At 62.4% G+C, this 13345-nt stretch carries 9 protein-coding genes and 1 pseudogene; 8 read left to right on the top strand and 2 right to left on the bottom strand.

The annotated features are described in order from the left end of the window. Nucleotides 1-4: 4 nt before the first annotated feature. From dbpA to HDG39_RS02540, 4 genes are all read left to right on the top strand, one after another. The gene (dbpA, locus tag HDG39_RS02555) at nt 5-1408 is read left to right on the top strand and encodes an ATP-dependent RNA helicase DbpA (RefSeq protein ID WP_184002960.1); all 1404 of its coding nucleotides are present in this window, start codon (nt 5-7) and stop codon (nt 1406-1408) included. A gap of 341 nt (nt 1409-1749) precedes the next feature. Beyond that, nucleotides 1750-2904, top strand: coding sequence for a pyridoxal phosphate-dependent aminotransferase (locus HDG39_RS02550; RefSeq protein WP_184002959.1), 1155 nt, complete (start codon nt 1750-1752; stop codon nt 2902-2904). Between the two features lie 64 nt (nt 2905-2968). Then, nucleotides 2969-3763 carry an ABC transporter substrate-binding protein gene (locus HDG39_RS02545; protein ID WP_184002957.1) on the top strand — a complete coding sequence of 265 codons (795 nt, stop codon included), beginning with the start codon at nt 2969-2971 and terminating at the stop codon, nt 3761-3763. Nucleotides 3764-3904: 141 nt separating this feature from the next. Continuing rightward, nucleotides 3905-4771, top strand: a complete 867-nt coding sequence (locus HDG39_RS02540; protein WP_184002955.1) for an AraC family transcriptional regulator — start codon at nt 3905-3907, stop codon at nt 4769-4771. A gap of 46 nt (nt 4772-4817) precedes the next feature. Here the strand turns inward: HDG39_RS02540 and HDG39_RS02535 are convergent, their stop codons facing one another. Then, nucleotides 4818-5405, bottom strand: coding sequence for a LysE family translocator (locus HDG39_RS02535; RefSeq protein WP_184002953.1), 588 nt, complete (start codon nt 5403-5405; stop codon nt 4818-4820). A 719-nt stretch (nt 5406-6124) separates the two neighbouring features. On the opposite strand from HDG39_RS02535, the gene HDG39_RS02530 reads away from it, so the two are divergent. Continuing rightward, nucleotides 6125-7582 (top strand): sensor domain-containing diguanylate cyclase, encoded by a 1458-nt coding sequence (locus HDG39_RS02530; protein WP_260327488.1) that lies wholly within the window; start codon nt 6125-6127, stop codon nt 7580-7582. Nucleotides 7583-7697: 115 nt separating this feature from the next. Here HDG39_RS02530 and HDG39_RS02525 read toward each other — a convergent pair whose 3' ends face one another. Beyond that, nucleotides 7698-8444 (bottom strand): complement resistance protein TraT, encoded by a 747-nt coding sequence (locus tag HDG39_RS02525; protein ID WP_311665055.1) that lies wholly within the window; start codon nt 8442-8444, stop codon nt 7698-7700. Here HDG39_RS02525 and HDG39_RS02520 point away from each other — a divergent pair. The 3 genes and pseudogenes from HDG39_RS02520 to HDG39_RS02505 all read left to right on the top strand — a co-directional run. Next, a pseudogene (locus HDG39_RS02520) lies at nt 8384-8677 on the top strand (site-specific integrase); the annotation flags it as partial. The gene HDG39_RS02525 and the pseudogene HDG39_RS02520 overlap by 61 nt on opposite strands. A 628-nt stretch (nt 8678-9305) precedes the next feature. Further along, nucleotides 9306-11495, top strand: coding sequence for a two-partner secretion domain-containing protein (locus tag HDG39_RS02510; RefSeq protein ID WP_184002945.1), 2190 nt, complete (start codon nt 9306-9308; stop codon nt 11493-11495). A 32-nt stretch (nt 11496-11527) separates the two neighbouring features. Further along, on the top strand, nt 11528-13345 hold the full coding sequence (locus HDG39_RS02505) for a ShlB/FhaC/HecB family hemolysin secretion/activation protein (protein WP_260327486.1): 1818 nt from the start codon (nt 11528-11530) through the stop codon (nt 13343-13345).

Below are 13345 nucleotides of genomic sequence, written 5' to 3'. Positions count from 1 at the left end.
TCCTATGAACAGTCCCACCCCCGCCGGCGCCGCATTCAGCGAGCTGCCGCTACCGCCCGCTACGCTCGCGAACCTGACGCAGCTCGGCTACGTCGAGATGACGCCGATCCAGGCCGCGAGCCTGCCGATCGCGCTCGCCGGTCAAGATCTGATCGCTCAGGCGAAAACCGGCAGCGGCAAGACCGCGGCGTTTTCGCTGGCGCTGCTCGCCCGCCTCGATGTACGCAAATTCGGCACGCAGGCAATGGTGCTGTGCCCGACGCGCGAACTCGCCGACCAGGTCACGCAGGAAATCCGCCGTCTCGCGCGCGCGGAAGAAAACATCAAGGTGCTGACCTTGTGCGGCGGCACGCCGATGCGTCCGCAGACGGCGAGTCTCGAGCACGGCGCGCACGTCGTGGTCGGCACGCCGGGCCGCATCATGGATCACCTCGAACGCGGCAGCCTCGATCTGCAATCGCTGAACACGCTCGTGCTCGACGAAGCCGACCGCATGCTCGACATGGGTTTCTTCGACGACATCGCGAAGGTCGCAAGGCAATGCCCGAAAGAGCGCCAAACGCTGCTGTTTTCGGCGACGTACCCCGAGGGCATCGCGAAGCTGAGCCAGCAATTCCTGCGAAACCCGAAGGAAGTCAAACTCGCCGAGCGGCACGGCGACAGCAAGATCCGTCAGCGCTTCTACGAAGTGACCGAAGACGAGCGTCTGCACGCGGTCGGTCTGCTGTTGAATCACTATCGTCCGGTCAGCACGATCGCGTTCTGCAATACGAAGCAGCAGTGCCGCGATCTGCTCGACGTGCTGCGCGCGCAAGGCTTCCATGCGCTTGCGCTGCACGGCGAACTCGATCAGCGCGAGCGCGATCAGGTGCTGATCCAGTTCGCGAACCGCAGCTGCTCGGTGCTCGTCGCGACCGACGTCGCCGCGCGCGGCCTCGACATCGCGCAACTCGAAGCGGTGATCAACGTCGACGTGACGCCGGACCCGGAAGTGCACACGCATCGCATCGGCCGCACGGGCCGCGCCGATCAGGAAGGCTGGGCGTTGAGTCTCGCGAGCATGGACGAGATGGGGCGCGTCGGTGGAATCGAGCAGGCGCGCAAGCGCGACGTCGAATGGCATAAGCTGGCCGAGCTGAAGGCAGCGAGCAACGACCCGCTGTTGCCGCCGATGGAAACGCTGCAGATCCTCGGTGGCCGCAAGGACAAGATCCGTCCCGGCGACGTGCTCGGCGCACTGACCGGCGACGCCGGCTTCGCGGGCTCGCAGATCGGCAAGATCAACGTGACCGACATGTCGACCTATGTCGCGGTGGAGCGCAGCATCGCGCGCGAGGCGGTGCGCCGGCTCAGCGCGGGCAAGCTGAAGGGACGCAAGGTCAAGGTTCGTTTGATGGACGAAGCCTGATTCAACCGAAGCTCCGGCTTTCCTTGAAAGTCCAATAACCCGAAAAACGGCCGCGTCAGCGGCCGTTTTCGCAACCGCGCCGCTCAGCATCACATTCCTTCATACCTACGCAGTTACCCGCATTCCCCGAAATCCACACCGCGTCCCCGCAAACCATGAACCCGCCAGCTTAGGCCTGCGTCGAGCGGCTTCGCGCAAGCCATGAAGAAAACGCATGCCGCGCATGACAAAGTTTCGATTGTGAGCGTTCTTTGACTGATGCCTAATCACCCCACCGGAAGGAACGCCCCGCCGCCGCCATTCGCGCGGCCGCCGGCGGGTGTAGAAAGGGAGAAAGTCTTATGCAGAGCGCCATGCAAGCCCGCTCGAAACTGCCGGACGTCGGCACCACCATTTTTACCGTGATCGGCCAACTGGCCGCGCAACACGATGCGTTGAATCTGTCGCAGGGCGCGCCGAATTTCGCGCCGGACCCGAAGCTCGTCGACGGCGTCGCGCAGGCGATGCGTGCCGGCCACAACCAGTACGCGCCGATGGCCGGCATCGGTGCGCTGCGCGAAGCGCTCGCCGACAAGGTCGAAACGCTGTACGGCGTGCGCTACGACCCCGCCAGCGAGGTGACCGTGCTCGCGAGCGCGAGCGAAGGTCTTTATTCGACGATCAGCGCGCTCGTGCATCCGCGCGACGAAGTGATCTACTTCGAGCCGTCGTTCGACAGCTACGGCCCGATCGTGCGCCTGCAGGGCGCGAAGCCGGTCGCGATCAAGCTGTCGCTCGATCACTTCCGCGTGAACTGGGATGAAGTCGCCGCCGCGATCACGCCGAAGACGCGCATGATCATCGTCAACACACCGCACAATCCGACCGCGACGATTTTTAGCGACGCCGATATCGAGCGGCTGAAGGCGCTCACGCGCAACACCGACATCGTGATTCTGTCCGACGAGGTCTACGAACACGTCGTGTTCGACGGCGCGAAGCATCAGAGCATGGCGCGCCATCAGGAACTCGCCGAGCGCAGCGTGATCGTGTCGTCGTTCGGCAAGTCGTACCACGTGACCGGCTGGCGCGTCGGCTATTGCCTCGCGCCCGCCGCGCTGATGGACGAGATCCGCAAGGTCCATCAGTTCATGGTGTTCTCCGCCGATACGCCGATGCAACACGCGTTCGTCGACGCGCTCGCCAATCGCGACAGCTACCTCGGCCTGTCCGACTTCTATCAGAAGAAACGCGATCTGCTCGCGCATGCGCTGCGCGAATCGCGCTTCGAGCTGTTGCCGAGTGAAGGCAGTTTCTTTATGCTCGCCCGGTTCCGCGGCTTCTCCGATGAAAGCGACAGCGATTTCGTGCTGCGCCTGATCCGCGATGCGCGCGTCGCGACGATTCCGTTGTCGGCGTTCTACACCGACGGCACGGATTCGGGACTGATTCGCCTGAGTTTCTCGAAGGACGACGCGACGCTGCTCGAAGGCGCGCGGCGTTTGTGTGAAATCTGAGCGCGCGAGAGCACACTCGAAGTATCGAAGTCGTCAAAGTATTCGAAGTATGAAGGGAGATGTTATGAAGTTGCTCAAGTGCTTGTTGGCGCTGGCCTGTGCCGGCGCGTCGCTCGCAACATCGTCGGCCGCAAGCGCCGCCGATACCGCGACGCTGCGTTTCGGCCTCGAAGCGCAGTACCCGCCGTTCGAGTCGAAAGGACCGAACGGCGAACTGCAAGGGCTCGATATCGACGTGGGCAACGCGGTCTGCGCGGCCGCGCACATGACGTGCAAGTGGGTCGAAACCTCGTTCGACGGCCTGATTCCGGCCCTGCAAGGCCGCAAGTTCGACGCGATCAATTCAGCGATGAATGCGACCGAGCAGCGCCGCCAGGCGATCGATTTCACGACCGTCGTCTATCGCGTGCCGTCGCAGCTGATCGCGCGCAGCGACAGCGGTTTGCAGCCGACGCCTGAATCGCTGAAGGGCAAGCGCATCGGCGTACTGCAAGGCTCGATTCAGGAGACCTTCGCTAAGGTGCATTGGGAACCGGCCGGCGTGATCGTGCTGCCGTATCAGGATCAGAACCAGGTCTATGCCGATCTGACGGCTGGCCGTCTCGACGGCACGCTCGTGCTCGCACCGGCCGGACAAACGGGCTTTCTGTCGAAGCCCGAAGGTAAGGGCTATGCGTTCGTCGGTCAGCCTGTGTGTGACGACAAGATTCTCGGCAGCGGCATCGCATACGGCATTCGCAAGGGCGATACCGCGCTGCGCGATCAGTTGAACGCCGCGATCGCGAAGGTGCAAGCCGACGGCACGGTGAAGACGCTCGCCGCGAAATATCTCGGCAATATCGACGTCAGCGCGAAGTAATCGCGTAGCGTTCGGGCGGCGGCGCCGTTTGCGAGCGGCGCCGCGCGTTCGCTTGTTGGCCATGCGTTTGACGGCTACGATACGTAGGCTTCGCGAAGTCGGAGACAACGGCGAAGTCGGCGGATCAACCGGAGAGCGCGCATGAGCGAGACGATCGAAGCGGCAAGCGCTGCGAACACCGCACGCGCAAAAGGCGCAGACGCGCCGCGCTTCTGGCGCAGCGCGGCGCTGCCGTTCATCGAGGCGCGTTCCATCGACGATGGCCGCAAGGTCTGCTACGCCAAACATTCGCACGAAACGTTTTCGATCGGCGCGGTGACGGGAGGCCACAGCGTGTATCTGAACCGCCACGCGCGGGAATGGGTCGGCGCGGGCGCCGTCGTGATGATGAACCCCGACGATGTGCACGCGTGCAACCCGGTTGCCGGCGAGCGCTGGTCGTATCGGATGCTGCACGTCGACGTTGCGTGGTTCACGAGACTGCAGCACGAGCTGGGCTTCAACGAGAACCATGCGTTCCGCGCGTTTTCGCAGATCATGACGCTCGACGCCGCGCTGTTCGACGGCCTGAACCGGCTGTGCGCCATTCTCGCCAGTAACGACGACGACAACGACACGCTGCGCAAGGAAAGCGCGGCCATCACCTTCTTCTCCAGCGTGCAGCAAACGCTCAATCCGGCGAGCCTGCCCGAGCGTGCCGTGAGCGGCCAACTCGCGCGTGCCGCGGAGTACATCGCCGAAAACTGCACGCGCGCGCTGAAACTCGACGACGTGTGCGAAGCCGCCGGGCTGTCCGCGTCGCACCTGATACGCGCGTTCAAGCTACGCTACGGCATGACGCCCCACGCGTATCTGATCAACCGACGCATCCAGTACAGTCGCGCGCAACTGCGGCGCGGGGCACTGATCGCCGATGTCGCGCTCGACGCCGGCTTCGCCGATCAGGCGCATTTGCAGCGCACCTTCAAGCGGCTGGTGGCGGCGACGCCGGGCCAATATCGCAGCTGAGCGTGACGCGGCATGAAGCCGCGTCAGGAAGCAGGCGCGGCTCGCGTCATTCCACGAGCAGATACATCGCACTGAGCGCGAGCAGCGCCGCCATCACGCGATTGAACACCCGGACCCGCTTCGCTTCACGCAGATGCCTGCGCAAAAACGTGCCAGCATACGCCCAGCTCGCGATCGATAGATAGCAGATCACGAAGTACAGCGCCGCGAATTGCCAGACGAGCCCGCCGTCGCCGCCTGCCGCATACGCGCCCATGCCGGCCAGCGACGCGAGCCACGCCTTTGGATTGAGCCATTGCATGGCCGCGCCGTGCGCGAACGACGGCCCGCGCGCCGGCTTGTCCGCGCCGAGCTGGCCGTTGTCGATGGTGAGCTTGTAGGCCATGTAGAGCAGAAAGCCCACGCCCGCCCATTTGACGATCTCGATGAGATTGGGAAAGCGCGCGAGCAATTCGTGCAGGCCGAGGCCGATCAACAGAAGCAGCAACGTGAAACCGACCGTCGCGCCAGTGACGTGCCGCAGACTCGCGGTGAGCCCGTGCTGCGCGCCGGCGCTCAGTGCGACGACGTTGACCGGGCCGGGAGAAATGGAACTGGCGAGCGCGAACGCGGCCATCGAGAGTAATGCGGTCATCGGATGCCTCGAAACGTGAGTGTGCGAATGGATTGCGACGCTCAACGGTAACGAGACGGCGAGGGCGTGTATTGAAGGAAATTGCCCAGTCGAAAAGCTGGTAAATCCGCATGCGGCTTCAACGGATCACAAAAACATAATGCGACGACGCGATAACTCGATAACAAACGCGCGTTTGAATTTAAAAATAAACACGCGCAAACGTTACCGAGGAAGAACAATTTTTTGAATATCAGGTAAATTCTGCTTATCGAAAACTTATGATGTGCCCCTATGCAGCGGGCAACTATTCGGCCCGATAAATAGTCCGAAGCCTCGAAAAACCGGCGATACAGGGCTTAACGACTTTCGCGCAAAAAATCGATGGATTCGGCGTGCGGTGAATGCTTTGCATCAGTATCGATAGACCGGTCCGTTTCTGCTGGAAACGCGCAGTCGATGGATGAAAGGGAGTGCATGGGGTCTCCATGTGAGCAGGCAGAAAACTGCGGAAGAAATGAGCGAGCTGTGTATCGCGTTATTCGGCGGTTGGTGCGAGAGCAAATGCGTGATTCCACTTGCATATGGATTCGCTATCTGCTGGGTGCTCTGTCCCATCAAACCGTAAGCGTAGTGAGCACTTCGACAAACTGACTCCCGCCGTTGGAAACGCAGAGCACATGATCCACAAAAGAAAGGGCCGGTTTTGCGTGCTGATCGCACGGACGCACAGATGGCGGATGCCACGCGATGGCGTCATCTACGCGGGATGCGGCGTGGTGCTCGCAATGCTCGCGCTGTGTGGCTACGCGCTGTATCAGAGCCGCGAGGATGCGATTGCGCGCGCACTCGATTCGACGCGCGATGTCGCGACGATCACCGAGCGCGACATCGCGCGCAATTTCGAGCTGTACGCGCTGTCGCTGCAGGCCGTCGCCGATGGCCTCGGGCGTCCGGGCGTGCTCGATTCGCCGCGTCTGCGGCGCGAGATCCTGTTCGATCGCGCGGCGACCGGGCAATACGTCGGCGCGATAGTGGTGATCGACGCAGTGGGCAACGTCGTGATCGATTCGGATAGCGACGTGCCGCGCGGGGGAAACCTCTCGGACCGTCCGTACTTCAGGATTCATCGCGAAGATCCGGATCTCGGGCTCGATGTCAGCGCGCCGTACTACTCGAGACTCAGACCCGGTTCGCGCAGCATCGCGCTGAGCCGGCGACTGTCCCGGCCCGACGGATCGTTTGCGGGAATCGTCGCGCTCGGTATCGATCAGGAGTATTTCACGAGCCTGTTCGCGGATCTGCGGATCGGGCAGCATGGCTCGGTGTCGATCGTCAGAACGGACGGCACGGTCATCGTGCGACGGCCCGACGATCGACACGTGACGGGCAGCGACATCAGCACGACGGCGTTCTTCCAGCACCTGCTCGCGAAAGACGAGGGCAGCTTTATCGCGTCTTCGTCGCTCGATGGCGCCGAGCGGCTTTACTCGTTCAGACGGATTCCGCAATTGCCGCTGATCGTGCTGGTCGCCGAGGCGACCGACGATATCTATGCGAGCTGGTGGGGGCGCGCGCTGACGATCGGTTCGCTGATGCTGATCTTCGGGATCGGCGTGATCGTGTTGGCGGCGTGGCTCGGCGCCGAGTTGCGGCGGCGACAGCGGGTGGAGCACGAGCTCGAACGGCTTGCCGGCACGGACGGACTCACCGGCCTGCCCAATCGCCGCGCGCTGTGCGAAACGCTCGACCGCGAATGGCTGCGCGCGCGCCGCACGGGCAGCGTGTTGTCGCTGCTGTTCGTCGATATCGATCACTTCAAAGCCTATAACGATACGTATGGTCACCAGGCCGGCGACGTCGCGCTGACCGCCGTCGCGCGCTGCATCCGCAGGGTGATCCAGCGGCCGGGCGATTGCGTCGGTCGATACGGCGGCGAGGAGTTCGTCGTGGTGCTGCCGGATACCGACGCCGCCGGTGCCGGGGTGGTCGGCGAGAACATCCGCGTGGCGATCGGCGAGTTGGGCATCGCGCACTTGGGCTGCGAGTTCGGTCGCGTGACGGTCAGCATCGGCGCGACCACGTCGCGGTCGGATCGAGTGACGGATGTCAGCGTCGTCGTTCGGGCTGCCGACGAGGCGTTGTATAAGGCCAAGGCCGGCGGCAGGAATAGGGTCGCGCAAATGGGAGTTGCGTGACCGGTCGCTCCTGTTTTTTCTGCGCCGGAAATGAAGAAGGGTTGCGACGCTTTCGCGTGCAACCCTTTCTGTATTTCAGCGATGTGCTACTTCGCGCTGGTTGTCGATGTTTGGCTTAAAACGAACCAGCGATAACGCGCACCAGCCCACTGCGCAGCGGCGGCGCTGCTTCAGCGAACTCGAGATTCACCTTGTTCGCGACGCTCAAGATGCGGGTCTGATACGTACGATAGTTCGTATCTTCGCTGTAGGTCACGGTTGTGCCGCCACTGTTGCCTTGGTGCAGGTTGTGTGTGGAGTTTTCGTGGCTCGCTACGCCACTGTGCTGGCGCTCCTTGATTTGCACGTCGGTAATGGCGGTGTAGTACACATCTTTAACTGCAGCGTTGGCGACCAGTTCAATCAGGCCGCCAGCGAGGGCCGCGCCAGCGATCGGCGCGGCATGCGTGCTACCAAACGATGCCGCGGCGGCCGCGCCAAGAAAGGCACCGCCAAGAGGGGCGCCATATCCGCCGAATGCTTCCTGGGCCGCCGACGGAGCGACCTTGCCTACCTGCAGGATGTTTGCCTGAAGAATATATTGCGCGTGGTCGGGGTCTCCGACGATGCGGTATCCCTTGCCCGAGACGGCCGCTTTCACGTCAGCCGCGATGTCGAAGTCAGGCTTGTCGGAGGTATTGCGAATCTGAACGAAAACAGTCTTTTTCGAATCGGCGACCGGGTCCAGGAAGATCGTGTCCGACATCTTTGTCTGGACATCGAGGTCGTGCTTGCTGATCGCAACCTGGGTCGCCGCACAGCCGCTGGGTGGACGATGCGCCAGCCTACAAGGGCATTGTTCCAACCGATGCTTACAAGGCACGGGATGTTTGCGGCGTTGTCCCACGCGTCAAGGCCAAGGACGGCGACTCGTTGCAGCGGGAGCAACTGACGGTGTGGTTTCGCGAGGTTCGCCAGATTGCCAACCCGGTTCATAGCGCTTACCTGCAAGGCCTGCTGATCACCGGTGCTCGACGCGAGGAATGGGCGGGGCTGCGCTGGACAGACGTCGATTTCCGCTGGCGGAGTCTCGTGCTGGACGATAAGGTGGAGGGAATCCATGTATCAACCTCAGCCGCGATCCAGCGGTTGCTCACGCCACTGCCCTTGGCGGAGACATTGACCGGTAGGGGAAAACTACTGTCATACGCAGGGTCTGCGGGATTCATGCGGGCATACACCGAACTGCGCGACAACCCTGTGCGCTGCTGGATTTCTACGCAACGCAGCAAAACCGCGAACAGCTGCCATCGCGCCGCCTTCGCGGTTGACGGCGGCTTGTTTCAGCGCCTCCAGATCTTTCGGAGCTTCTGCGCCTGACTGTGCGCCACTGGTCTGCAACTGTGCGAGCTTGCTTTGCGCGTCCGTCACTGTTTTTCCCAAAGTTCGGGACCGTGTTGGTCTGCTCGATGCTCTGATCGAGGCCTTGGTAATAGCTCTGGCAGTCGTTCTGGCTATTGCGCTCGCGCGGACTCCAGTCCAGCAATATGCCTTGCCGAGATGTGCTTTTGCCGACTTTCCGTTTCTGAAGGCAAAACGTAATAAAAATATTTCCAGATGTTTCTAAAGTACCTCTCGGCACGGGCCGTTATTCGTCTTACGAATGCTGCGGCCGCGAGGTCGTGTTTGCGTATTGAACGAATCTACCAAAAGAACCCGCAACGAACAGTTGCGTGAAACAGGAATGTCCAGTAGCGCACGGGGAAGCAGCGCCCGCCATGGGAGCGGACGTCTGCGTCAATTTCATTTCAGGCTTATTATCGCCGCACTCGCTGCCGCGCCATGCACTATATATGCGGTTGGCATAACTGTTGACGGAGGAACATTAACCTCGGTTTCAACAGCTGCAAATGGCCATCAGACGGTCAGTATCGCTCCAGCCTTTGCGGGCGTTTCGAGTAATACCTACAGCAGTTTCAATGTAGACGCAGCCGGCGCTTCGCTTAATAACGTCGGTATCAATGCTCGAACGATTGTCAATCAGGTAACGAATACCAATCCTAGTGTTATTAGCGGTCGAATCGATGTGCTCGGCTCGCGTGCGAACGTGGTATTGGCCAATCCGAACGGCATTACGGTTAATGGCGGTTCATTCGTCAATACGGGCCGTGTCGCACTGACTACCGGACACGTCAGTTTCAAGGACACCATTCCGGTGGCGGGCATTCCGGAACGCGACATCGCGCTCGACACCAGCACCGGGACGATCGTCGTCGGACCGCAGGGATTGGCGAGCGCGCTGATCGGACTCGATCTGATCGCGAAGAATGTGCAGATCAACGGGCCGCTCACCAACGGCTTCACGTCGCAGACCGCCTACGTGCGCGCCGTGGCGGGCAACAGCAATGTCACGCTGAACACGGCGGTTTCGCCGAACGACAACAGCAACGATTGGCTCACGCTGAGTCCATCCACCAGTGCGGCCACGGCCAGCTCATTCGCCATCGATATCACCGCCGCCGGCAGTCTGACCAGCGGCCGCGTGCAACTGATCGTCACCGACAAAGGTCCGGGCGTGCGCAGCGCCGGGCCGATGAACGCGTCGCTCGGCGATTTCACGCTGTCGTCGAACGGGTCGGTGCAGTTCTCCAATACTTCTTTGACGGCGCAAAACAATCTCGACTTGCAGATGCAGGACAGCGTGACGTTGTCGGACACGAAGCTGAAGGCGAATAGTGGTTCGGCGACCTTGACCGCGAGCGGCGCCGTCAGCCTGACGGGCAGCAGCGTGCTCGCCAATGCCGGTGTCGATGTGAGCGGCGCGGGCATCGCGCTGGCGCAGGACGCCACGGCGCAGTCGGTGATCGCTTCGACCACCAGCGGCGTGGTGCTGACCAGCACCGGCGATATCACCAACGTCGGTTCGCTGATACAGGGCCAGCAGAAGAACGCGCTCGATACGGCATCGCTCGCCGCGGTCACGTTGAACGCCACCGGCAACATACTGAATCAGTCGACACCCACGGGCCTGCTCGGCGTCGTGTACGGCGCGGCCGGCGATGTGTCCGTGACGGCCGGCGGCTCCGTGACGAATCAGAACGCACGCATTCTGTCGAACCAGAATCTGACGATCACTGCAGGCGGCGACGTCGACAACATCGTCGATCATTCGAGCGGCGTGAACGGCGGCGCGCCGGTCAGTTATTCAGACCGTAGCTGGCGCCTGATTTTCGTCGAACATCGCGACGACGGTTTCAATGTCGACTACGGTGCGCTCGCCGATCCGGACAAACTCTCCTACATGAGCGCCAACGTCGGCAACGTGACCATTGCCGCGCAGAACGTGCACAACATCGGCGGCACGATTCTCGCGCAAATCGACCCGAAGAATCCGGCAGTCGGCGGTTCGATTTCGATCACCGCGCGCGACCAGTTATTGACGCAGGCCATCTTCACTGGCCAGGCGTCGTTTCATCGAACGTGTTTCTTCTTCTGCAGTTCGAGTTCCTCGAGCAATGTGCAGGGCTACGGCGGCGTGATCCAGGCGAACAATGACATCACGATGAAAGCCGGCACGCAGATCACCAACACGGGTGGCATTGTGTCGGCGGAAGGCACGCTCAAGCTCGACGCGCCCAAAACCCTCGCACAAGCCGTACTTGGCTACAGCGCGATCAATCGCACGCACGATCTGAAGGCATGGTTCGGCAATTCGTGGTCGGCGATTTTCGCGGCCGACACGGGCGGACTGTTCAGCGGCGGCACGGGCCAGGTCGAGCTGACCGGCGAGGCCGATATTGAAGGCGGTTCGTTCAATGCGCCCGGCGGCATCAAAGCCGCGGGCGGTGTGAACACGATTAGCGCGCCGTATCGCGCGCCGGTCACGATCGGCAATCACAACCATCTCGGCCTCGTGTCGTGGTTCGGGCTATGAGGCGGGCTATAAAGCGGACGATGACCCGGACCATGAAGCGTCGCACGCCCCGGCTTGCGCGTTGCACGCTGGCGCTACTCGCCGGCGCGGCGGCGGCGCGTGGCTTCGCGCAAACACCGCCGGGTTTGCCGAACGCGGCGGCATTGGGCGGCGTGCCCTTCGGTGCGCCCGTGCGGGCCGAACAGGACCCGGCACAACGGCTGCTGCAGGAGCAACGCGATCGCCGGCGGCGCGATGAAATCCAGCAGCCGCCTCCACAGATCGAAGTGCCGCAGCCGACACTGGTCAATCTGCCTGAAGGCGCGGATGTCGAAACGCTGCCCGACGTCGAGCCGCTGTTCAAGATCGACCACATTGATTTCATCGGCGACACCGCACTCGGCAAAAGTGAGCTCGACAGGATCGCCGCGCCGTTCATCGGCAAGCAGCTCGGCCGCAACCGTATCAACCTGCTGCTGCGCCGTGTGACCGAGGCGTTCATCGCGCGCGGCTACATCACGACGCGTGCGTATCTCGGCGCGCAGAATCTTGCCTCCGGTACGCTGAAAATCAACATCGTCGACGGCAAAGTGTCGGCCTTCACGCTGAATGGCAAACCGCTGCGTCCGCGCGGTCCGAACGAGCCGTGGTACAGGACACACGGCGGCGGCCTGCTGACCGACGCGGGCACCGCGTGGGCCTTCGGCGACAGCACGGGCGACGTGCTGCGCTTGCCGGATCTCGAACAGGGTGTCGACCAGATCAACCGGCTGCGCCGCAACCAGGCCGAAATCCAGATCATGCCAGGCGAGACGCCGGGCGATTCGGTGGTGGCGATCACCAATCACTACGGCGACCGCGTTTTCTACGACCTCGGCATCGACAACTATGGCAGCTCGCAAACCGGCACGCTGCGCTATCGCGCCGGTGTCGAAGCGGACAACCTGATCGGCTTGCAGGAGTCGCTGTCGTTCAGCTACGTCGGCACGCAGGACAGCAACGCGGTGGTGTTTTCCGCGGCGGCGCCGTACGGCTATCAGACGTTCAGCTACACGACGTCGCTATCCGAATACCAGCAGACCATCAGTGATGTCGCGCTGCTCCAGGGCCGCACATTCAGCCAGATTCTCGGCTGGAACGACGTGCTGACGCGCTCGCGCACCGGACGCACCAGCGTCGACGTCACGCTCACCAAAATGCGTACGGAACGCAGCCTGAACGGAATCGACCTGGCGCCGCAGGACCTCACAGTGTTGCGTGTCGGCTTGAACGGCTTACGTCGCTTCGTCGCGCAAGATCAGGCCGCGGCCGCGACGTGGGACGTCGGCGTGTCGCAAGGCTTGCCGTGGCTCTCCGCGAGTCATGACGCCCCCGATATCGACGAAGTCGATGCGCACAGCCAGTTCACCAAAGTCGACGCCACCGCCACGCTGCAGGTCGCGCTCGGGACGCTGGCTGGCACGCAATGGACCTATCGCGGCACGTTGCGCGGTCAGTACAGCCACGTCGCGATGTTCGGCAACGAGCAGATCTTCCTCGGCGGCATGGATTCCGTGCGCGGCTTTACCGAAGGCGGCATCGCCGGCGACAGCGGCTTCTATCTGCGCAACGAGGTCGCGTGGCAGAACGTGCCGGTCTGGCACGACGCACATCTCGAACCGTACGTCTTTCTCGACGGCGGCAAATCGCATCTGGTCGCGCAGGGCGGCTGGCCGACGCTCATGGGCACCGGCATCGGCGCACGCGCGCAATGGCGCTACAAAACACAAACCGTCACTAGCGAGGTGCTGCTTGGTCAGGCATTGCTCCAACCCGCCGCACTCGGCAAAAAAGCCACCGTGCTGCTTGCCACACTCAACTGGTCACTCTGA

The organism is Paraburkholderia lebeckiae (assembly GCF_014201005.1).
GTDB classification, from domain to species: Bacteria; Pseudomonadota; Gammaproteobacteria; order Burkholderiales; family Burkholderiaceae; genus Paraburkholderia; species Paraburkholderia tuberum.
Note: the sequence above shows the minus strand (reverse complement) of the source record. Positions and strands in the feature narration are given on the sequence as shown.